General features: G+C 72.5%; 23 protein-coding genes. 13 read left to right on the top strand and 10 right to left on the bottom strand.

The window, feature by feature from the left end; all coding sequences use genetic code 11:
- The first annotated feature begins 199 nt into the window (after positions 1-199).
- From GGQ55_RS14425 to GGQ55_RS14435, 3 genes are all read left to right on the top strand, one after another.
- On the top strand, positions 200-2095 hold the full coding sequence (locus GGQ55_RS14425) for a hypothetical protein (protein ID WP_179717802.1): 1896 nt from the start codon (positions 200-202) through the stop codon (positions 2093-2095).
- A gap of 150 nt (positions 2096-2245) precedes the next feature.
- A complete protein-coding gene (locus tag GGQ55_RS14430) occupies positions 2246-2971 on the top strand; it encodes an ATPase, T2SS/T4P/T4SS family (RefSeq protein WP_366489337.1) in 726 nt (241 codons plus the stop codon).
- 10 nt (positions 2972-2981) lie between these two features.
- The gene (locus GGQ55_RS14435) at positions 2982-3887 is read left to right on the top strand and encodes a hypothetical protein (RefSeq protein WP_179717804.1); all 906 of its coding nucleotides are present in this window, start codon (positions 2982-2984) and stop codon (positions 3885-3887) included.
- Here GGQ55_RS14435 and GGQ55_RS14440 read toward each other — a convergent pair.
- The 7 genes from GGQ55_RS14440 to GGQ55_RS14470 all read right to left on the bottom strand — a co-directional run bounded on the left by GGQ55_RS14440 (position 3854) and on the right by GGQ55_RS14470 (position 10562).
- A complete protein-coding gene (locus tag GGQ55_RS14440; RefSeq protein ID WP_179717806.1) occupies positions 3854-4534 on the bottom strand; it encodes a hypothetical protein in 681 nt (226 codons plus the stop codon). The two genes, GGQ55_RS14435 and GGQ55_RS14440, sit on opposite strands and share 34 nt — an antisense overlap.
- On the bottom strand, positions 4531-4935 hold the full coding sequence (locus GGQ55_RS14445; RefSeq protein ID WP_179717808.1) for a hypothetical protein: 405 nt from the start codon (positions 4933-4935) through the stop codon (positions 4531-4533). The genes GGQ55_RS14440 and GGQ55_RS14445 overlap by 4 nt, the downstream gene beginning before the upstream one ends.
- Positions 4928-5338, bottom strand: coding sequence for a hypothetical protein (locus GGQ55_RS14450; protein WP_179717810.1), 411 nt, complete (start codon positions 5336-5338; stop codon positions 4928-4930). Before GGQ55_RS14450 ends, GGQ55_RS14445 begins: the two co-directional genes overlap by 8 nt.
- The gene (locus GGQ55_RS14455; protein WP_179717812.1) at positions 5335-5700 is read right to left on the bottom strand and encodes a hypothetical protein; all 366 of its coding nucleotides are present in this window, start codon (positions 5698-5700) and stop codon (positions 5335-5337) included. Before GGQ55_RS14455 ends, GGQ55_RS14450 begins: the two co-directional genes overlap by 4 nt.
- 77 nt (positions 5701-5777) lie before the next feature.
- Complete coding sequence (locus GGQ55_RS14460; protein WP_179717814.1) at positions 5778-6599, bottom strand: hypothetical protein; 822 nt, start codon at positions 6597-6599, stop codon at positions 5778-5780.
- Positions 6600-6828: 229 nt separating this feature from the next.
- Positions 6829-8487, bottom strand: a complete 1659-nt coding sequence (locus tag GGQ55_RS14465) for an AAA family ATPase (RefSeq protein WP_179717816.1) — start codon at positions 8485-8487, stop codon at positions 6829-6831.
- Between the two features lie 653 nt (positions 8488-9140).
- Positions 9141-10562 (bottom strand): recombinase family protein, encoded by a 1422-nt coding sequence (locus GGQ55_RS14470; RefSeq protein ID WP_179717818.1) that lies wholly within the window; start codon positions 10560-10562, stop codon positions 9141-9143.
- 31 nt (positions 10563-10593) lie between these two features.
- On the opposite strand from GGQ55_RS14470, the gene GGQ55_RS14475 reads away from it, so the two are divergent.
- Genes GGQ55_RS14475 through GGQ55_RS14500 form a run of 6 tightly spaced genes read left to right on the top strand, consistent with a single transcriptional unit; the run spans position 10594 to position 14060 of the window.
- The gene (locus tag GGQ55_RS14475; RefSeq protein WP_246324540.1) at positions 10594-11184 is read left to right on the top strand and encodes a TadA family conjugal transfer-associated ATPase; all 591 of its coding nucleotides are present in this window, start codon (positions 10594-10596) and stop codon (positions 11182-11184) included.
- Positions 11181-12038 carry a type II secretion system F family protein gene (locus GGQ55_RS14480; protein ID WP_179717820.1) on the top strand — a complete coding sequence of 286 codons (858 nt, stop codon included), beginning with the start codon at positions 11181-11183 and terminating at the stop codon, positions 12036-12038. The genes GGQ55_RS14475 and GGQ55_RS14480 overlap by 4 nt, the downstream gene beginning before the upstream one ends.
- A complete protein-coding gene (locus GGQ55_RS14485) occupies positions 12035-12976 on the top strand; it encodes a type II secretion system F family protein (RefSeq protein WP_366489341.1) in 942 nt (313 codons plus the stop codon). The genes GGQ55_RS14480 and GGQ55_RS14485 overlap by 4 nt, the downstream gene beginning before the upstream one ends.
- 31 nt (positions 12977-13007) lie before the next feature.
- A complete protein-coding gene (locus GGQ55_RS14490) occupies positions 13008-13208 on the top strand; it encodes a hypothetical protein (protein WP_179717822.1) in 201 nt (66 codons plus the stop codon).
- A complete protein-coding gene (locus GGQ55_RS14495) occupies positions 13201-13617 on the top strand; it encodes a TadE/TadG family type IV pilus assembly protein (protein ID WP_179717824.1) in 417 nt (138 codons plus the stop codon). The genes GGQ55_RS14490 and GGQ55_RS14495 overlap by 8 nt, the downstream gene beginning before the upstream one ends.
- Positions 13614-14060 (top strand): hypothetical protein, encoded by a 447-nt coding sequence (locus GGQ55_RS14500; RefSeq protein ID WP_179717826.1) that lies wholly within the window; start codon positions 13614-13616, stop codon positions 14058-14060. The genes GGQ55_RS14495 and GGQ55_RS14500 overlap by 4 nt, the downstream gene beginning before the upstream one ends.
- Before the next feature lie 114 nt (positions 14061-14174).
- Here GGQ55_RS14500 and GGQ55_RS14505 read toward each other — a convergent pair whose 3' ends face one another.
- The gene (locus GGQ55_RS14505; RefSeq protein ID WP_179717828.1) at positions 14175-14423 is read right to left on the bottom strand and encodes a hypothetical protein; all 249 of its coding nucleotides are present in this window, start codon (positions 14421-14423) and stop codon (positions 14175-14177) included.
- Positions 14424-14499: 76 nt separating this feature from the next.
- A complete protein-coding gene (locus tag GGQ55_RS14510; protein ID WP_366489344.1) occupies positions 14500-15447 on the bottom strand; it encodes a GmrSD restriction endonuclease domain-containing protein in 948 nt (315 codons plus the stop codon).
- 168 nt (positions 15448-15615) lie between these two features.
- Here GGQ55_RS14510 and GGQ55_RS14515 point away from each other — a divergent pair, with 168 nt between their 5' ends.
- Positions 15616-15894 carry a DUF4190 domain-containing protein gene (locus GGQ55_RS14515; protein WP_179717832.1) on the top strand — a complete coding sequence of 93 codons (279 nt, stop codon included), beginning with the start codon at positions 15616-15618 and terminating at the stop codon, positions 15892-15894.
- Between the two features lie 2 nt (positions 15895-15896).
- On the top strand, positions 15897-16700 hold the full coding sequence (locus GGQ55_RS14520) for a CPBP family intramembrane glutamic endopeptidase (protein ID WP_179717834.1): 804 nt from the start codon (positions 15897-15899) through the stop codon (positions 16698-16700).
- On the opposite strand, the gene GGQ55_RS14525 is transcribed toward GGQ55_RS14520, so the two are convergent.
- On the bottom strand, positions 16693-17715 hold the full coding sequence (locus GGQ55_RS14525; RefSeq protein WP_366489347.1) for a GGDEF domain-containing protein: 1023 nt from the start codon (positions 17713-17715) through the stop codon (positions 16693-16695). The genes GGQ55_RS14520 and GGQ55_RS14525 overlap by 8 nt on opposite strands.
- Before the next feature lie 52 nt (positions 17716-17767).
- Here GGQ55_RS14525 and GGQ55_RS14530 point away from each other — a divergent pair, with 52 nt between their 5' ends.
- Both GGQ55_RS14530 and GGQ55_RS14535 read left to right on the top strand, forming a co-directional pair.
- The gene (locus tag GGQ55_RS14530; RefSeq protein WP_179717839.1) at positions 17768-19372 is read left to right on the top strand and encodes a tyrosinase family protein; all 1605 of its coding nucleotides are present in this window, start codon (positions 17768-17770) and stop codon (positions 19370-19372) included.
- Positions 19369-20085, top strand: a complete 717-nt coding sequence (locus GGQ55_RS14535; protein WP_179717841.1) for a copper chaperone — start codon at positions 19369-19371, stop codon at positions 20083-20085. The genes GGQ55_RS14530 and GGQ55_RS14535 overlap by 4 nt, the downstream gene beginning before the upstream one ends.
- Positions 20086-20095 lie beyond the last annotated feature (10 nt).

Genomic DNA, 20095 nt, shown 5'->3' on the forward strand with positions numbered 1-20095 from the left:
GGCGCCCGACCATTCTCCGACCGCCCGGGCGGGGACCGGGACCAGCGCACCGACGGCCGGGGCGAACTGCGGCCCATCGGCCTCGTTCCCGCGGTCCATGTCCCCTGTGCCGGGGACGGTCGGGCAGGCACCGTCGCCGGTGACGGTGAGGAAGTGGGTCCCGGCGCGGGCTCGTCGCCGTCGCAGGAGGCGGTGTGCGGTGTCCGTCCGGGCCAGGGTTCGCGTGATCGGCGCCGTCGCGGTCGTCGTCCTCACCGGGTTGGTGGCGGCGGGGACGCTGGTCGTCCCCGCTGCCGCCCTGGCCGCGGCCTGCACGCAGACCGACCCGATCGACCTGCGCTACTGCGAACTCGGCGGCGCCGCCTTCCTCGGCGCCCCGGTGGGCGCGCGGCGCACGATCGGCGCCGGGCAGGTGCAGGACTACGTGCTGGGCTCGATCTACTGGACCCAGGCGACGGGCGCGCACGAGGTCTACGGCGCGATCAAGGCCCGCTACGACGTGGTGGGCGGGCCCGGCAGCTACCTCGGCTTCCCGACCACGGGGGAGACCGGGACGGCGGATGGCGTCGGCCGGTTCAACGACTTCGAGCGCGGGTCCATCTACTACACCCTGGGGACAGGCGCGCACGTCGTGTGGGGCGCGATCTGGGGCAAGTGGCGTGCGCTGGGCGCCGAGCGCTTCCTCGGCTACCCCGTGACCGACGAGCTGGGCACCGGCGACGGCGTGGGGAAGCGCAGCGAGTTCCAGTTGGGGTCGGTGTACTGGACGCAGGCGACCGGGGCGAACGCGGTGTACGGGTCGATCCGCGCGAAGTGGCTGGCGCTGGGCGCCGAGCGCTTCCTCGGCTATCCGGTGACCGACGAGCAGGGCGCCGGCGACGGCGTCGGGCGGCGCAGCGAGTTCCAGCTGGGGTCGGTGTACTGGACGCAGGCGACCGGGGCCAATGCGGTCTACGGATCGATCCGGACCCAGTGGCTGGCGCTGGGCGGCGTGGCCTTCCTGGGCTATCCGGTGACCGACGAGCTGAGCACCGGCGACGGCGTCGGGCGGCACAGCGAGTTCCAGCGGGGATCGATCTACTGGACCCCGGCGACCGGCGCGCACGAGGTCTACGGGTCGATCCGGAACGCCTGGGTGGCTCAGGGCTCCTCCGGCGGCCTGCTGGGCTACCCGATCACCGGGGAGTACTCGGTCAACGCCGGCCGCGAGAGCGACTTCCAGGGCGGCTTCATCCGCTGGACCGCGGCGACCGGCGGCACCCGGACCGCCGTCCTCTCGCCCTACGAGCACGCCGGCACGTGGGTGACCCGGTTCCGGTTCAGCCGCGAGTACGCCGGCACCAACCCGCCGATCACACCTGCCGACGTGACGGCGATGGCCGACGCGGGGGTGCACACGATCTATCTGCAGGCGGCCTCGGACGACCCGCTCTACCCCGGGCTCCTCAGCCCGGACCTGCTGGGGGACTTCCTCGTGCGGGCGCACGCGCGGGGCATGCAGGTGGTGGCCTGGTACCTGCCCCACCTCACCGACGTGAACGCCGACCTGGCGCGGTTGCGGGCGATGGTCGACTTCCGCGCCTCCGGGCAGGCGTTCGACGCGGTCGGGGTCGACATCGAGGACCTCTCCGTCGCCGACGTCGACACCCGCAACGCCCGGCTGGTCGACCTCTCGTCCCGTCTGGCCGCGGCGGCGCCGTCGACGACCCTGGGCGCGATCGTGCTGCCCCCGGTGGTCACCGACGTGCTCAACACGAACTACTGGCCGCGGTTCCCGTGGCACCAGCTCGCGCCCTACTACCAGGTGTGGCTGCCGATGGCGTACTGGAGCAACCGCACCGTGGAGTCGGGCTGGCGGGACGCCTACCGGTACACGGCGGAGAACATCTCGCGGGTGCGGGGCGACCTCGGGGAGCCGTGCGCGGCGGTATCGGTGATCGGCGGCTACGGGACCGCGATCACCGCCGCCGAGTACCAGCAGATGGCGCGGGCCGCGACCGACCAGGGAGCGGTGGGGGTGTCGATCTTCGACTGGACGACCACCCCGGCGGCGTCGTGGCCGGCGGTCCGCGGGTACGACGTCCGCGGCTGCTGAGGCCGCCCCCGGTCGCCTGATCAGGTGGTTGTGCCGGTCACCGAGCGTCGCGTTGTCCACAGATCGGCTGGTGAGCGCCCCGCGGACCGTCCAGTTCTCTTAGAGTCCCGGGGTCCTGGCGAAGGAAGACCGAGGCCGTACGGGGGTGCTGTGCCGACTGCTCTGGACGTCGTGGACGGCGAGGTCCGTGAGCTGATCCGCCGGCGCGGCCTGGATCCGTTCACCGACCCCGCGCCGGTGCGCGTGCTCGTGCGCGATGTGGTCGCCGACTACTCCGAGCGCTCGCTGACCTCGGCGCTGCCGCCGATCGGCGACGCGGAGTCCGTCGTCCGCGACGTGCTCGACCGCGTCGCCGGCTTCGGGCCGCTGCAGCGCTACCTCGACGACCCCGAGGTCGAGGAGGTCTGGGTCAACGAGCCGGGCCGGGTGTTCGTCGCCCGCCGCGGCCGCAGCGAGCTGACGACGACGATCCTCGAGGCCGGCGAGCTGGCCGACCTCGTCGAGCGCATGCTGCGCACGAGCGGTCGACGCATCGACATGTCGACCCCGTTCGTCGACGCGGTGCTGCCCGACGGCTCCCGGCTGCACGTCGTCATCCCGGACATCACCCGCCGGCACATGGCGGTCAACATCCGCAAGTTCGTGCTGCAGGCGCACAGCCTCGACGAGCTCGTCGCGCTCGGCACGCTGACGGCGCAGGCCGCGCGGTTCCTCGAGGCCGCCGTCGCGTCCGGTCTCAACGTTCTCGTCTCCGGTGGCACGCAGGCCGGGAAGACCACCCTCCACACCTGGGCGGACCAACATGGGTTACTGCCCGCGATGACCGTCGGCGCCGGTCAACAGGCCGGATTCAACGGTCGGCGTCCTAGTCCGTGAGGATGCAGGGGTGAAGGCGAGTAGCGACTACTGGGCTGCCATGACTCAAGTCTTGCCGGTCGTCGCACTAGCAATTGTCTTGGAAATCCGCTTGGTAGTGAGCAGGTGGAATGAAGGTTTTCCGCGCTGGCTCCGCGCCCTGCAATCCACGCTCTGGGCGGGGATTCTTGCAGTCCTAGCTTTCGGTGAGACCAATGCATTGCGTGCACTGCGGGGCGACAAAGTGGCGTCCTGGTGGCCCGCGGCATGCGAGATCGCGGTGGGTTGCGGAATGGGCATCCTCATCATCTCGCCTGCTCTGGAGATTCTCGTGCGGGCCAACGCGGAAATCGTTGCGCGGCTCGTAGCCGCGCATCCCCTGGTGCGCTTGAAATCCTGGAGATTGCATCTGCAGGCGAATCGATACATGCGCCTCACGGAACGGGAATTGCGTCATCATGAATTCAAGCTCTATTACAACATGTGGCGCTTGACCCAGATGGAGAAGTGGCAGGAAGAGGCTGCCAGTCTGGCTGTCCAGGGCCTCGACCAGGTTGCGGAGTCCGAGAGGGGCCGCGTACGGAGGATCATCAACGAGCTACCAGGACTGCGCGCCGAGTTGGCCAGCATCCGGGACGACGTGCAGGGGAGCATTCTTGACTTGAGGGAACGGTTCAAGGCGTTCCATGCCCGTAAGGCCGAGACGCTGAGCAAGCGTCAGCGTTGGCGCGAAGACTGGCGCAGCTTCAATGCAAAGGAACGTGAGGAGCTCAATAAGTTGCTCCGAGCGTTTGATGTTTCGGAGATGACCTCGGGTGAAGCGATCACGAGGCGGCTAGAAAGGGCGGGGAGCGATATGAACGAGACACCCGTTTTAGGCAACGAGCAAAGTCCATCAGACCCTCACCAAACGGCATCCCACGAGGCGCGACGGTAGCGTGTCGACCATGGACGGCAATTCGGCACCACGGCGCATTGGACGTCGTCGAGCCAAACGGTAATTGGCTCGGGGAACTCGGCTCGCCAGTGCTCGGGCTCGATCTCGGTGACCTCGCCGAGCTGCGCCGGATCGACGACGATCTCGGCCTCGCCGTTGGTGTCGATGCGTGCCAGCAGCGCGGCCCTCGGCGCCTGCGTGGTGAAGATCCGCGGCAAGGTGTGCGCGCCCTCGCTCGACCCGGTGCGGCCCTCAGCGTGGCAGCGCGCGACCGCGGGCTCGACCGTCCAGCTCATGCCCGCTCGGGCGCCCTGCTCGTCGGCGCAGCCCCGGAAAAGCGTCAGCGACTCGGGCGGCGTCCACTCCTCCTCGTCGATGCATGGACCGGTGATCGAGAACAGTGCGCGCCACAGCTCGACCGGCACAGCCTGCGTCGGGCGCGGTGCGAGCAGCGCCCACGCGCCGACGACGATCGCTCGCGCTGCTCCGCGCCTCAGCTCGCCAGCCTCAGCCAGCGCGAACAGCCCACGCAGCGCCGCGAGCGCATCGGGCAGCGGCGTCGAGCGCTGCTGCTGCCAGTGACGGTGAACCTCGCGCGCACCGAGCAGCGCGAGCCAGCGCGCCTGCTCGACGTCTCGCTCGCTCATCGGGCAGCGCCCTTCGGTGGAACGAGCCGGGGGGAGGGGGGTCGCGGCGCGGAGCCGCTCGACCGGGAGCCATGGCAGCACCGCAGCTCGGGTACCGGAATAGCTCCTAAGGGCTCCCGCTCGCGCTGCTGCAGCGGGCTGGTCACATCGGTGACCGCCAGCCACTCGGGCTGGCCGATGCCGGTCGGGATGTGGTGCACGAGCAGACCGGCGCCGAGGAGGTCGGTGGCGTGCTCGACGAGCAGGTCGACGAGGGTCCTGCCCGTGGCTGGCCAGCCGAGCCGCAGCCACTCGGCGCACTCGGCGCGGCCATCGGCGACGAGCTGGCTTGGGTGGCCGACCACCGAGCCGCCGTAGCGCTCGACGACGGCGCAGAGCACGTCGAGCCAGTGGTCAGCCACGGCGTACCTCGGCGAGGAAAGCGCGGACGTCGCGCCAGACGCACTGAGTGGCGCCCTGGAAAGCCAGCGAGACGCAGCCGACGTCGGCGGGCGACGGCTGCTCGGGTCCCTGGGCGGCGCTGGCGGGCAGCTCGTCGCGCGTCCGCACCACGCGCGGCCCGTCGACCGGCTCGATGGGCGGCTGTGCGGCCTCCCACTCGCGGAGAGCGGCCTCGACCCGTTCCTCGGCTAGCACGCGCCACGGCACGGCCTCTGCGGGCTCGTCGGGGACCGGCTCGCGGTGCTGGCGCGGCCCGTCCTCGGGCATGGCGGGCACCGGCTCGTCGGAGGCGACCCAATCCTCGACGTAGGCGGGCGCGGTCGGCCGCGGAACGGCGCTCGCGGGCGGCCTGCGGAGCCTCAACGGGCGGCCCTCTGGCCGTAGGTGCCGCGGGCACCGCCTCGGCGCTGCGGGCGGCCATCGGCCTCGGCGTCGCCGGTCGGGATGCGCAGGCTTGCCAGCAGCCGGGCGAGGGTCATGCTCTGTTGCCGCTGTTCGTTCAGGAGAGGGTGAGCGACCGGGTCGCCGCGGAAGTTGTCGACGGTGAGCGGCTGGCCGACGAGCGCGGCGGCGATGTCGTCGAGCCGGTCAGCGGTCCGGCAGGCCTGCATGAGCAGCGCCAGCTCGTGCTCCTCCAGCTCGTATTTCGTGAGCACCGAGCGCCACAGCGCCCGACCGCGCGCAGCCAGCTCCTTAGGCGGCCTGGGCGGCGTGTTGGTGGTCATGGTGTCTGTTCCCTTCGCTTGTGCGGTGGTGGCCGGTCGGCCGAGCCGGTGCCACACGACCCGGCCGACCGGCAGTCTCAGGCGAGCGCCTCGGCGATCGCGCCGAGCGCATCGCGACCCGCGGTGATGCGGCTCCGCTCGTGGCGGATCTCGGTGCGGGCGGCCTCGGCTCGGTCCTCGGCCTCGGCACGAGCCGCGAACAGCTCGACCTCTGTCTCGTGCGCGGGCTTCCGGAAGTAGTCGGCGGGCGACGGCTCGGCGGGCGGGTCCATCGCCAGCAGTGCGGACGCTGCCTCCAGGTACGCCCTGATCGGCTCGTCGGCCGAGCTGTACGCGGCTCGCGCGGTCCCCAGCCGCTGCGCGGCCTCGTCGGCGAGCGCAGCCCTCCAGGCGGGCAGCTCGGCCTCGACGACGGCGTCGTACTCCTCGCGGGCGGCCCGGAGGGCGCGCTGGCGGGCGGCGTCGATGGCTTCGCGGCGGACCCGCTCGGCCGACCAGTCGGTGATGGTCAGCGCGGGCGGCTCCTCACCGGCCTCGATCGCGTTGTCGACGGCCAGCTCGGCGAGCTGGCGCTCCGCTCGCCGATCGCTCTCGATCGACCGGACGGCCGTGCAGCTAGCGCGCTCGGCGGTCGCTGCGTCCTCGACGGCCTCCCATGCCGAGGCGACCGGCTGCGGCGTCCCGTGCTCGTGCCACGCGGGCCGACTGGAGTAGGCCGCAGCCTCGTTGCTGCTCCAGCTCCGGTGCCTCATGGGGCCGCGCAGCGGGACGACGGAATTCGCCCCGTCCCGGCGCTCGGCGTAGCTCTTGGCGAAAGCCTCCACGGCCTGGGCAGTGACGCCACTGTCGTCCAGACGGTTGGGCTGCCCGCCAGCGCTGATGATCCTGGGCGCGGTCATGGTCGGTTCTCCTAGCTCGTGATGGCCGACCAGCGGTCGCGGGTCGGGGCTTGTTGGTGGAGGCCTGCAGGCCTGCCAGCGGGGCGGACACCAGGGACCTCACACACACCCCCTCTAGAGGGGGGTGTGTGCGTGAGGTGTCCGCGCGGGGCCGGCTCGTGAGGTGCGTGAGATGGAACGTGAGGTCTCTGAGCTGCGGATTCGTCGATCTGCGTGAGGTCACGTGAGGTCACCGTGACCCCTCTTCGTCGAAGGGGTCGCGTGAGGTCACCGTGAGGTCGGCCGACGCCGTGAGTGCGGTCCAGACGGTGGCTTGACGCGTGCCCGCTGGGGCCTCGTGCCGGTAGGCCAGGCCGCTCGAGACCAGCTTGTCGAGCTGGCGTCGGGCCTTCTCCACCTGCCCGCTGGAGGGCTTCTCGGCGTCGTACAGGGCCACCGCGGCGGCCTTGGCGCTGAGCCCCTCCCGCCGTGCCCGCAGCATGGCGAGCAGGTCGGTCCCCTCGATGAGCGAGGCCGTGCCGGTCGTGTGGTCGATGGCGACGCGCAGTGGGCCGACCTCGCCCGCGGGTGACTTCAGGTGGCGCAGCTCGACGACCGGGTCGCCAGGCTCGCCCCACAGCAGCACGACCGAGCCAGCGCCCGCGGTGATCCAGGCAGAGCCGTAGACGTCGGCGAGGCTGGTCGGCTTGGCACCATTGGCGCCGCGCTTGACGAGGTGGTGCAGCTCCAGCACCTCGACACCGGCCGCGAGCACGAGCTGGCGGGCGCGGTTGTACGAGGCGCCGACCGCGTCGTCGACCAGGCCAACCGCGACGTCCTTCAGCGAGTCGATGACGACGGCGACGCGACGGCTCGCGAGGTCGCCACCAGCGGCCCGCTGCACGAGCTCCAGCAGCGCCTCGGGGCGAGCCGCGACGTCCTCGGGCGGCGGTCCCGACCAGACGACGAGGCGCTCGTCGAGCAGCTCCGGATCGGCGTCGGCCAGCGTCCGGCGCAGCGATCGGGCGATCTGCCGCGGGCGGTCCATGGCGAGGTAGACGACGAGGTCGAAGCACGCCACCTGCTCGCCGAGGACGGTGTCGGGCTCCTCGTCGATGGCTTGGCCGATCACCTGCTGCGCGAGCGTCGTCTTCCCGATGCCGGGCGGCCCGACGAGCGTCAGCGCCTCGCCGGACTGCCAAAGACCGCCCCAGAGCTGCCCGCCGTCCTCGTCCTCGACCAGGAACGCGGACCCGCTCGTGAGCCGGTCGGGCTGCTCGGGCTGGGGGGCCACGACGTCGAAGCCGAGCCTGAAGCGGATCCGGTACCGGATCCGGTCGGCGGCGGTGCGCTGAAGCTCGGCGTCCGGTCCGCGCTCCAGCCCGTCGACTCGGGCGAGACAGTCGGCGCACCACCACACATTGGTCGTCTGGTGCCCGCCGTCGGCGTGCTCGCGGGCGACCGCGTCCTCGCGGAGTGCGACGTTCTCCTCCAGCTCGACCGCCCGCGGCCCGTCCTTGGGGAACCGTCGGCCGCCCGGATACACGTAGCGCTCGCGCACGCCGTCGGACGTCTCGTAGGGCTCGACCTCGATCGCGGCGTCGGTGGCTCCCACGTTCGCGGGGAGGTACATCCCTCGCGCGGCCTGCTCCTGCCAGAGCTGCATGTTCCGTTCCTTGTCGTGGAGCCAGTCGGCGCGGCCGTCGACCCGGTGCTCGTACTCGGAAGAGCCGGGGCGCTTCCATTCGGGCCACTCGCTTAGGTCGGGCCCGTACTGGTCGACAAGCTCGGCGGTGATCTGCTGCTCGGCGAGCGGGCGCAGCCGGGCGAGGCGCTCGGCCCGCTGCTCGCGGGCGGCGTCCTCGATGGCGTCCAGCTCGGCGGTGAGGGCCTCGTCCCAGTCGCTCATCGGGCCACCGCCAGAGCGCTCAGGACGGCGGTCGCGGCGACGGCGACGGCGCTCGGGGCGAAGAGCACGAGTGCGGCGACCGCTGCGGACAGCAGCGCAGCAGCGAGCGGCCGACGTAGCCTCGGAAGCGAGGTGAGCGCCTGGGCGGTGCGGAGTCTCGGGGCGGTCTCGGCGCTGGCAGGCGCCGGGGCCGCCGTATTCGTCGTCATGACGTCCGCAGCAGCCGGGTCAGTCGAGACACCTGCTCGTCGCTCAGCGGAGGCGCTGCGGCGACGGTGCGCTCGATGTAGTCGGCGATCTTCTCGGCGGCGAGATTGCGTCGGCGCTCGGTGAGGCCGTCGGTGTCGTTAGGCCGCCAGCGCGCGTGATTGCCGAGGTCTGATCTGGCGCGGGTTACGGCCGAAGATGGAGCCATTTCGGGGCCTCAGGAGAGGTTGGGCGGCTCCGGCCCTTGTGCGCGGAGCCTCAGGTGTCGACCACCTGCGGGGCTCCTGCGCCTTCCGCGGCCGTTGGTCGGGATTCCACAGGTCCCGACCGGCGCCACCTAGTGCGCCCGGCCCGTCGTTACTTCCTTTGTACGCCCCGGATCTCGGAAATTCGGGGGTGAATAGGGGTCGGTCGAAATTGTTATGTCCTACTCGATACCTACTCGGTTATCGGCGCCATTCGATCTGCACGCACTCGGGATCGAAGACGCGCGCACCCTGCCTCGTCTTGTTCAGCGTGAGGGTCAGCAGCGTGCCCACCACCGCGCGACGGCGGCTGAGCGACAGCGCCTCCCAGGCGGCCCGGACGTCGGCCGCACCGAGGAGGCCGTCGAGCAGGGGAGCGGAGTCGACCACGCGGGCGCGGGCCTCGGCCTCGGCGAGCTGCGGGCGAAGCCGCGCCGTGATCCGCTCCAGCATTCGGCCGTCGATCCGACCGTCGGCGTACTGGTCGGCTGCCTCGTCGAGCCGTGCCCGGAGCTGGTCGGCCTCGGCGAGCGCGGCGATGCGCGACGGGTCATCGGTCGGGGCGAAGACGGCGGATGCGTCCGGCCGTGACAGGCGGCCGATGACCAGCTCGCTCACCAGCTCGTCAAGATCCGTCTTGCGTCGGATGACGCAGCCGTTCGCAGAGCACCGGTAGGACGGCACACCGCGGTTCTGCGCGACGCGCAGCGAGGCGCCGCAGACACCGCACCGGCCGATGCCCGACAGCAGGTGAGCGGCGGCCGTGCCGGTGCTCGTCCTCCGGCTCGGGTCGGTCATCACCGCTCGGAGCTGCTCCCACTGCTCGCGCGGCAGGATCGGCTCCCAAGCGCCCTCGCCGACCACCTCGCCACGGTGCACGCGCAGACCGGCGTTGCGCTCCCTGAGCACGAGGTGTCGGACCATGCCCTTCTCCCAAGGCTTGCCGGTTGGCGAAGGCACGCCGTCCTCGTTGAGCGAGGCCGTGGTGGCGCGCAGCGACTCGCCCGCCAGCAGCGCGTCGGCGATGCGCCGGACGACGGCCGCCTCGGCGGGCTCGATGACCTCGCGGACGCTGCCGTCCGGTGCGTGCTCGCGGGTCCAGCCGTAGGCGCGTCGGCCGTGACTCTTGCCGTTCTCGGCGCGCTGCTGCATGGCTCTCCTGACTCGCTCGCTCTTGTGCTCGCTCTCGTGGCGGGCGATGTTGCCCAGCATGCGGGCGATGAGCCGCCCGTTCGCGGTGGCGAGATCAACCGTCCCGGCCTGCACGGTGACGACGTCGGTACCGGCCTTCTCGACGACGCCGATGAAGTCCTCCAGCTCGACCGGCGAGCGGTGCAGCCGGTCGGGATCCCAGGACACCACGACGTCGACCTCGCCGGAGCGCACAGCTTCCATGAGGGCGGCGTACTGCGGCCGTGGCTTGCCCGAGTAGGCCGACACGTCGTTGTCGACGTAGGTGCCCACCACGCGCCAGCCATGCCGGGCAGCCAGCTCCACGCAGTCCTCGCGCTGGCGCTCAACGCCGAGCCCGAGGCCCCGCGGGTCGCTGGAGATCCGGCAGTAGATCGCCGCGCGGGGCTGGTCGGCAGCGTCGCGGCGGGGCTTCGGCAGGGAGCGGGTCACGGCTCAAGTATGCCACTCCGTACAGGTCTGGCTGCTCAACTGCCTCTGCGCCGCGATCCCGGCGCGCGAGCGGGTCATCACCGCCGAAGAAGTGTTCGAGCTGCGCGTCCCGCTGCCGGACGTGGTGAGCATGCAGACCCGTCAGCCGAACCTCGAGGGCGCCGGGGAGATCCCGCTGCGGCGGCTGGTCAAAGAGGCGCTGCGGATGCGCCCCTCGCGGATCGTCGTCGGCGAGGTCCGCCAGGAGGAGTGCCTCGACCTGCTGATCGCGCTGAACAGCGGGTTGCCCGGCATGTGCACGCTGCACGCCAACAGCGCTCGCGAGGCGATCGTGAAGATGTGCACCCTGCCGCTGCTGGCGGGGGAGAACATCGGGACGGCGTTCGTCGTCCCCACCGTGGCCGCGAGCGTCGACCTGGTCGTGCACGTCGGCACCGACGCCGACGGACGGCGCCGCGTGCGCGAGATCGTCGCGCTGCCCGGCCGCGCCGAGGGCGGCGTCATCGAGACCGCCGACGTGTTCGCCACCCGGGACGGCCGGCTGGTGCGCGCCGACGGCTACCCGCCGCACCCCGAGCGCTTCGCGGCCGCCGGTCTCGACCTGGCCGGGTTGCTCGGATGACGGGTGCCCTGCTCGGGCTGCTGCTGGGCGTCGGGCTGCTCCTCGTTTGGCGCAGCGGGTCGCGGGCACCGAAGCGCCGCACCGACCCGCGCCGTCCCGGCCGCCGTCAGCAGCTGCTCGGCGCCGCGGGGCTGACCGGTATCAACGCCGCCCAGCTGCTCGCGCTGCAGATCGGCCTCGGCGTGGTCGCGGTGGTCGTCGTCCTGCTGACCACCGGCACGGTGACCGTCAGCCTCGCGTTCGGGCTGTTCGGGTACCTGCTGCCGTACGCGCAGGTGCGGCGGCTGGCCGGCAGGCGGCGGGCCGACCTGCGCGAGGTGTGGCCCGAGGTGGTCGACAACCTGGCCTCCGCCGTCCGGGCCGGCATGTCGCTGCCCGAGGCGCTGTCGGCGCTGGCGATCCGCGGCCCGGACGTGCTGCGGCCACCCTTCGCCCGGTTCGCCGCCGAGTACCGGTCGAGCGGCCGGTTCGGCCCGTGCCTCGACCGGCTCAAGGACGACCTCGCCGACCCGGTCGGCGACCGGATCGTCGAGACGCTGCGCGTGGCCCGCGAGGTCGGCGGCACCGACCTCGGCCGGGTGCTGCGCACGCTCGCGACCTTCCTGCGGGAGGACGCCCGCGCTCGGGCCGAGCTGGAGACCCGGCAGGGCTGGACCGTCTCCGCCGCCCGGCTGGCCGTCGCCGCGCCGTGGGTCGTGCTGCTCCTGCTCGCCACCCAGTCGACGACGCTCGCCGCCTACGACTCCCCGATCGGCATGGCGCTGCTCGTCGGCGGTGGGGTCGTCTGCCTGGTCGCCTACCGGCTGATGCTGCGGCTCGGGCGGCTGCCCGAGGACGTGCGGGTGCTGCAGTGAGCGCGGGTGTGGTGGGGATGCTGATCGGCCTGATGGCCGCGGTCGGTTTCGTGCTGGTGCTGACCTTCGCGCCGCCGTTCCGCTCGGTGCGGCTGGTCGACCGGCTCGCGCCGTACGTGCACGACACGCCCCCGCCGTCCCGGCTGCTCGGGACGGCGACCGAGGCCGGGCTGCTGACCGCCGTCCGGCGGATCTTCGGGCCGGTCGTCGGCGACGGCGCCCGGCTGGTCGACCGCGTGCTCGGCGGCCGCGCCGCGGTGCGCCGGCGGCTCGACGCGCTGGGCGGCGAGGCAGGAGTCGAGGACTTCCGCATCGAGCAGGTGATCTGGGGTGGCCTCGGTCTGCTCGGCGCCGCCGTCCTGGCGACGGTCGGGTCGCTGGTGTCCGGTGGGCTGAACGTGCTCTCCGCCGGGCTGCTCTGCGTCGCAGGGCTGGTCGGCGGCGTCCTCGGCCGCGACTGGTGGCTGACCCAGCAGGTGGCCAAGCGCGAGGAGCTGCTGCTCGCCGAGTTCCCGGTCGTGGCCGAGCTGCTGGCGCTGGCGGTGACGGCGGGGGAGAGCCCCGCCGCGGCGATCGCCCGCGTGACCCGGCTGTCCGGCGGCGAGCTCGCCCGCGAGCTGGGGTCGGCGCTGGGCCGGGCGCGGGCGGGAGTGCCGCTGACCGAGGCGCTGCAGCAGGTGGCCGACCGTACGTCGCTGGATCCGCTGGCGCGGTTCATCGACGGGCTGCTCGTCGCCATCGAGCGCGGGACGCCCTTGGCCGAGGTGCTGCGGGCGCAGGCGGCCGACGTCCGCGAGGCCGGCAAGCGCCGGCTGCTCGAGGCCGGTGGGCGGAAGGAGATCGCGATGATGATCCCGGTCGTCTTCCTCATCCTGCCGGTCACCGTTCTCTTCGCCCTGTTCCCGGGGTTGATCAGCATCGTCTCGCTGGCGCAGTGAGCCTGCGGACGCGACAGGAAGGACGACAGACATGACACGGGGGCTGTGGGCGGCGCTGGTGGCGCTGGCAGATCGGGTGCGCGGCGACGATCCCGAGCGGGGCGACGTCCCGGGTTGGGTGATGATCACCGTGATGACGGCGGCGCTCGTGCTGGCCATCCTCATCCCGTTCCGCGAGGCGATCGTCACCGCGGTGCAGAACGCGCTGGACTCCGTCACGAGCGGTGGGTAGCCGGCAGCACGTCAGCGGGGACGACGGCGAGCGCGGCAGCGCCGTCGTCGACTTCGTGCTGGTCTCGCTGCTGATCGTGGCGCTGCTGCTCGCGGTGCTGCAGGTGGCGGTCTACGTGCACGTGCGCAACGTGGTCACGGCGAGCGCGCAGGAGGGTGCCCGGTACGCGGCGAACGCCGACGTCGACTCGTCCTACGGGGCAGCGCGGACGGTGGAGATCGTCGGGCGGGCGACGTCGGAGCAGACGGCGGCCGGTCTGTCCTGCACGTCGGCCGAGGAGCCGGACGCGACAGGCCTGACGCTGGTCGTCGTCCGATGCTCCGGCGCGGTGCCGACGGTGTTCGCCGCGCTGGGCAACCTGCTGCCCCTCGAGGTGACGGGCCGGGCGGTCAAGGAGAACGCCCAGTGAGCCGGTTGCGGGAGGAGGCCGGTTCCGCGCTGGTCGAGTTCGTGTTCGTCGCGCTGGTCGTGTTCCTGCCGCTGGTCTACGTGGTGGCCGGGTTCTCGGCCGTGCAGCGCGGGGTGTTCGCGTCGACCGAGGCGGCGCGCGAGGCCGGCCGGGCGATCGGCACGGCGCCCGACGTCGCGAGCGGCCTGGCTCGAGCAGAACGCGCGGCACAGCTGGCGGTGGAGGACCAGTCGGTCGACGCCACCGACGTGCGGGTGCAGTACGCGCCGGACGGTGCGACCTGCGACGCGGCCGGCACCTACACGCCGACGCTGACGCCGGGGGAGCGGTTCAGCGTGTGCGTCACCGTGACGGTGCGGATCCCGCTCCTACCGGCCTTCATCGACGCGAACACGGCGACCGGCCAGTTCGTCGTCGAGCGCGACCGCTATGTCGACGGATGAGCCGACGAGCGGTGCGCCAGGTGGTTGAGGGCGGCGAAGACGAGCGCTGCGAATCGGATCATGGTGGCCTCCCGGTCTCAGCCTGATGAACGACCCATACCCGGGATCGGTTCACTAGAAGCGGCGGGAGTGGAAAGCCTTCAGGATGTCCGGGTCGTGCACGCTGGTATGCCCGTTCGGGCACTCGAAGCTCACGGCCTTGCCGACGCTGAACCGGAAGCCGGGGAGCAGTTCCCACCGGACGGTGCCCGTCCGGGGCTTCTCGTCGTCCAGCGACAGCACGATGGCGCAGAGGGGGCACGTCGCCTCGGTGGTGACGTGGGCGACCGAGTCCGTCGACACGCGGGTGACACCGGAGGTCATGTCCCGATCTATCGGCGGCGGACTCGTCACAGTGCACTGAAGACTTGAGGGACTTAAGTCCCCGAGTTCACACGCGTCACTCGCAGCCCACCCCGTCGTGGTCGCGGTCGAACTTCTCCTGCCATCCCGGGTCGCCGGGGTGGATCGGCGCTGCGCCATGCGCCCGGACGTCGTCGCAGTTCTGGTAGGTGACGCCGGCGTCCGGGGCCGGCCCGGGCGCCGGTGCAGGGGCGGGTGCCGGCACGGGGGCCGGCGCCGGTGCGGGAGCAGGAGCCGGCGACGGCGCGGCAGCCGCCACGACTCCGGACGGGAGCGTCTCGTCCGGGCAGGTGGAGAGGATCGTCGCGATGGCGTCCTTCTCCGCCTGCGTCACCCACAGCCCGTAGGTCACCTTCACCGCGACCTGGCGGGCGACGTAGTCGCAGCGGTAGGCCCGGTTCGGCGGCAGCCAGGTGGCCGCGTCGCCGTCGCTCTTCTGCGTGTTGAGCGAGCCCTGGACGGCGAGCAGGTTGAGCGGGTCGTTCGCGAAGGCCGTCCGCCGAGTGACGTCCCAGGCCTGCGCACCCTTCTGCCAGGCGTCCGACAGCGCGACGACGTGGTCGATCTGCACGTCATCGCTGGTCGACGAGCCGCGGAGGAACTGCATGGTCGTGCCTGAGTACGGGTCGGCCAGCGTCCCGGTGAGGACGACGCAGTCGTGCGTCCCGGGCTTGAACGTCTCGCCGGACAGGTCGCGGGCGAGGATGTCGTTGCGGGTGTCGCACCCGTTGTGGTCGACGTCGGCCCAGGCCGGACCGAACTGGTCCCGGCTGTAGCCGGTCTTCGGCGCTCGACCCTTGACCTCCAGCGTCGAGACCGCGGCCAGCGCCGATGTCGGCGCGGCCGACGGAACAGTGCCGTCCGCCGCGGCCAGGGAGGCCGACGTGGTCGGGGCGGCCGAGGTGTCGCTCGGCGGTGCAGTCGTGCAGCCGACCAGCAGGAACGCCACGACCGCGAGGACGGCGCGCCACCTCGTGCTGTTCACCGTCTGCCCCCGTCGTTCGTGACCGGCGGTCATCGTGCGGCAGGCAGAGGGCAGGCGAGGTCGCGACGCGCGGACGACGAGTCCTCCGATCGGGTGACCGGTGGGGTGGCCGCGTGCGCGCCGGGTAGTGGCGCGCGGCAACCATCCACCGCTCAACGGGGAGACGTCATGGCTCAGGACACGCGCACCACCACTCAGCAGGGCAACGGTCTGGCGATCGCCGGCCTCGTCTGCGGCATCGTCGGGCTGCTCTTCTTCAACGTGATCCTCGGCCCGCTGGCGATCATCTTCGGCGGCATCGGCTGGTCGAAGGCCAACAAGGGCGCCCGGCACCGCGGCATGGCCATCGCCGCCGTCGTCCTCGGCATCCTCGACCTCGTCATCTGGGGCGTGCTGCTCGCGGTGGCCGCGCACAACGGCGGCTTCATGCACTTCCAGATCGGCTGACCGTGACGGCGCTGTCGGAAGCGCAGCAGGAGAAGCTGCTCGTCGAGCGCACCGTCCTCGACGAGCAGGTCCGGACGGCGTGCGAGCGCGACCCCGAGCCGTGGAGCCCGCTCACCTGGCTCGGGCCCTTGCTCGCGCTGCTGGCGATCGTCGTCCTCGGCAACGTCCTCGCACCCCTGCTCGCGCCCGATCACGGCACCGCCCGCGCCGTCTACGGCATCGCGATCACCGTCGGCGGCGAGCTGCTGCTGATCGCGGCGCTGTACGCGTTCGGCCGCGGCGTCGCCGCCCGCGAGGGCGGCTGGCGCACCGCGTTCGGGCTGGACGGCGTGCGCCGCCGCGACTGGCTGCCGTGGATCACCGGCTTCGCGATCCTCTACGCCTGCCGCACCGCGGTCACCCTGGTCGCCGCCGCGCTCACCGACGGCCGGGCGGTCCGGGAGGCCAGCAACCTGCCGCTCGGCCACCCGACCGTGCTGTCGGTCGTCGTCCTCGGGCTGACCGCGGTCGTGCTCGCGCCGATCGCCGAGGAGCTGATGTTCCGCGGCCTGCTGCTGCGCAGCTTCATGCGGAAGATGGGCTTCTGGCCGGCGGCGCTGCTGTCGAGCCTGCTGTTCGCGCTCTTCCACGTCTACGAGGTCAGCACGCTGCTCGGCGCGGTCACGCTGGCCCTGTCGGTCGGCGTCCTGGGCCTGGGCAACTGCTACGTCGTCCGGGTCACCGGGCGGCTGGCCCCGGCGATCCTGATCCACGCGACCTACAACGCCCTGGCCCTGACCCTGGCGGTGTTCGCCGCCCTCAGCTGAGGGCCCCACGCTTGCGGCTGCGCTTCACCCGGTACATCGCGGTATCGGCCAGTGACAGCGCAGCCGCGGGCGTGAGCCCCGGCGAGGCGACGACGGCCAGGCCCACGCTGATCCGCACCGGCAGCGGCTCGGCGTCGAGCACCACCGGCTCGGCGCAGATGTGCTCGACCCGCGCCTGCATGTCCTCGGCCAGCGCCGCCGTCGGCAGGTGCGCGACCAGCACGAACTCGTCGCCGCCCAGCCGCGCGACGGTGTCCTGGTCCCGCACGGCCTCGCGCAGCCGGCTGGTCAGCAGGATGAGCACCATGTCACCGGCCTCGTGGCCGTGCGCGTCGTTGATGCCCTTGAAGTCGTCGACGTCGACGAACAGGACGGCGACGACGCCACCCGTGCGGTCGCGCTCGTGCAGCGCCCGCTCGATGTCCTGGTCGAGCTGCACCCGGTTGCGGACGCCGGTGAGCGGGTCGTGCAGCGCCAGCCGCGACAGCTCCGCGTGCCGGCGCCGGTGCTCGGCGATGTCCTCGACCACGACGACGGCGGCACCCTCGACCCCGTCCTGGGTCGGCCGGATGAGCGAGGCGGTGACCCGTGCCCAGACCGGGTGCCCCTCGGCATGCCGGAACCGCTTCTCCACGGCCGGCCCGCGGCCGTCGGCGCGCAGCCCGGCCATCGCCGCCTCGTCGAGGGGCAGGTCCTCGGGATCGGTGATGTCGGCGTAGGAGAGGCCGACCAGCTGCTCGCGCCCGTAGCCCAGCAGGTCGCAGAACGACCGGTTGACCCGCAGCAGCCGTCCGCCGGCGCCGGCCACGACCATCGCCACGGGCGCCGCCTCGAAGGCGAGACCGGTCAGGGGCAGGTCGGGCAGCTCGGGTTCGGGACCACGCGGCGATGGGGTCAGGCCTGGAACGGACGAGCACTCTCCGACGACGACGTGCACCAGCCCCCGCGGCAGGGTGCGCGGCCCCCAGCGTATGTCGTGGATCCCGGCGTTCCGGCACGACGCGTACCGCTCCACGCGGAACCGGGCGGTGCCACTATCGGGCCCCTCCTAGCCGAGGGGGATCACCATGGCCACGAGGACGCGACGGGCGATCTGGCGCAGCGGGCCCGACAACGGCTGGCACGAGGAGCTCGTCTGGTACGCCGCCGGCATCCACCAGATGCGGCAGCGGACGCCCGGCTACGACGACTTCCTGCAGATCCTGTTCGACGCGCTCACCGGCGCGCCGGGCGGCAGCCCGAACCCGCTGCAGGACCTCGTGGCGATCGCGTCGCAGTGGGAGGACCCCCGCGGCCTGGGCTACCAGTCGCAGGTGCACGGCACCTGGGTGCCGACGTCGAGCTGGCCGCAGATCATGGGCGGGCAGGCGCTGTGGCAGGAGTGCGCGCACAGCCAGTGGTTCTTCCTGCCGTGGCACCGCGCCTACCTGGTCGAGTTCGAGGACGTCGTCCGCGAGCACATCCGCGACCTCGGCGGCCCCGCCGACACCTGGGCCCTCCCCTACTGGAACTACTCCGACGACCCCGACGCCGCCCTCCAGCGGGGCCTCCCGCTGCCGCTGCAGGGGGACACGCTCCCCGACGGCGTCCAGGTGCCGGGCGTGGACGCCCGACCCGACGGGAGCTTCCCCAACCCGCTGTTCATCGGGGCCCGCTTCGGCCCCGACCCGGCCAACCCGAACAACCCGCAGTGGGCCGACGCGACCGATGCGCTGCTGCGGCCGCACTACGCCAACCAGCAGGACCGCGCCGCGGTCTCCTTCGCCGGCGGGGTGATCGAGAAGCCGAACGACCAGGAGCTGTTCCACGGCCGGGCCAACGAGACCGGCCAGGTCGACGCCCAGCCGCACGGCAGCGTGCACGTCGAGGTCAACGGCGCCATGGGCCAGTTCCAGTCGGCCGGCCTGGATCCGGTGTTCTGGCTGCACCACTGCAACGTCGACCGGCTCTGGGAGACCTACGCCCACGACCTGGGGCACGGCTACCCGTTCGACAACGGCGTCGCGGTCGGCACCGCGGCCCACACCTCGTGGCTGAACCGGCCCTTTACGTTCCTCAGGACCGACGGGAGCCTGCGCACCTGGACGGCGCCGGAGGTCCTCGATGTCGCCGCCCTCGGCTACACGTACGAGACGACGGCGCCCCCGCCGCTGCCGGCGAACCCACCGCCACCGCCGTTCGGTGCGCAGACCGACCCGATCGGCTTCACCGTCCCGGTGGCCCAGCCGATCGCCGAGGCCGGCCCGTTCTCGCTCGCCGGCGAGCAGGACGTCGCCGTCTCGGGCGGGACGCCGGCCGACCAGGCCAACGGGGTCGAGGCGTTCGACGCGACCACCTGGCTGCTGCGGTTCGAGGGCATCCGGTCGGGGGCGCCGGCGGCGACGTCCTACCTGGTCTTCCTCGGCCTCGAGCCGGGCACGCCCGCCGACCCGCGCGACGCCGACCACTACGCCGGGCTGCTCTCCCTGTTCGGCGTCTACGAGTCCAGCGTGGACGGCGCCTCACCGGGCAGCGGCCAGCGCCGGCTGCTCGACGTCACCGCGCAGGTCGCGGCGCAGTCGACGACGTTCCGGCCGATGGCGACCTCGGTGCGCCTGGTCCCGTTGAACTCGGAGCGGAACCTCGACAGGATGCAGCTCTCGATCGACCGGGTGACGGTGGAGGTCGCGTGACCGGAGCGGCGGTGGCCGGCCGGGTGCCGGTCGCCGTCCCGCGTCCCGAACGCTGGCTGTACGCGGTGGCCGGTGCGGGCTGGCTGGGCCTGCTCGCGCTGGGCACCGTCGAGGTGCTGCAGGGGCACGCCGACCACGGCGCGGTCGGCGTGCACGCGCTGGGCGGTCTGGCGATGGTCGCGGTCATGGCCCCGCTGGTCGCGCCCAACGTCCGGTACGCGGCGATCCGGAGCCCCGCTCAGGTGCGCGGCCGGGTGAGCGTCGAGGTCGCGTCCGGCTGGGCGCTGGTCTGGCTCGTGGTCGCCGCCGTCCTCGTCGCGGGCGCGTGGCTGGCGACGGTCACCCTCGGCGTGCTCGGGGCGGTCGCGCTGGCCGCCGCGGTCGCGGTCGGCTGGCAGCACTCCGCCCTCAAGCGGCGCAGCCTCACCCGCTGCCACCGCGTGGTCGCCCCGCCGCTGGACCGCGACCGGTCGCGGCGCACCTCCCGGCGGTTCGGCGTCCGGCTCGGGCTGGACTGCGCGCTGAGCTGCTGGCCGCTCATGGCGCTGATGGCCGTGGCCGGGCACAACCCGCTGATCGCCGCCTCGGCCGTGGGCGTCGCCTGGTACGAGCGTCGGCGGCGTCCCCACCACGACCCGGGGACGGCGGAGACCTCGCTCGCGATCGTCGCCATCGGCGCGACCGCCTGCGTGCTGGCCGTGCTCGGCGCCTGAGCGGACGGCG

The organism is Petropleomorpha daqingensis (assembly GCF_013408985.1).
Classification (GTDB): Bacteria; Actinomycetota; Actinomycetes; order Mycobacteriales; family Geodermatophilaceae; genus Petropleomorpha; species Petropleomorpha daqingensis.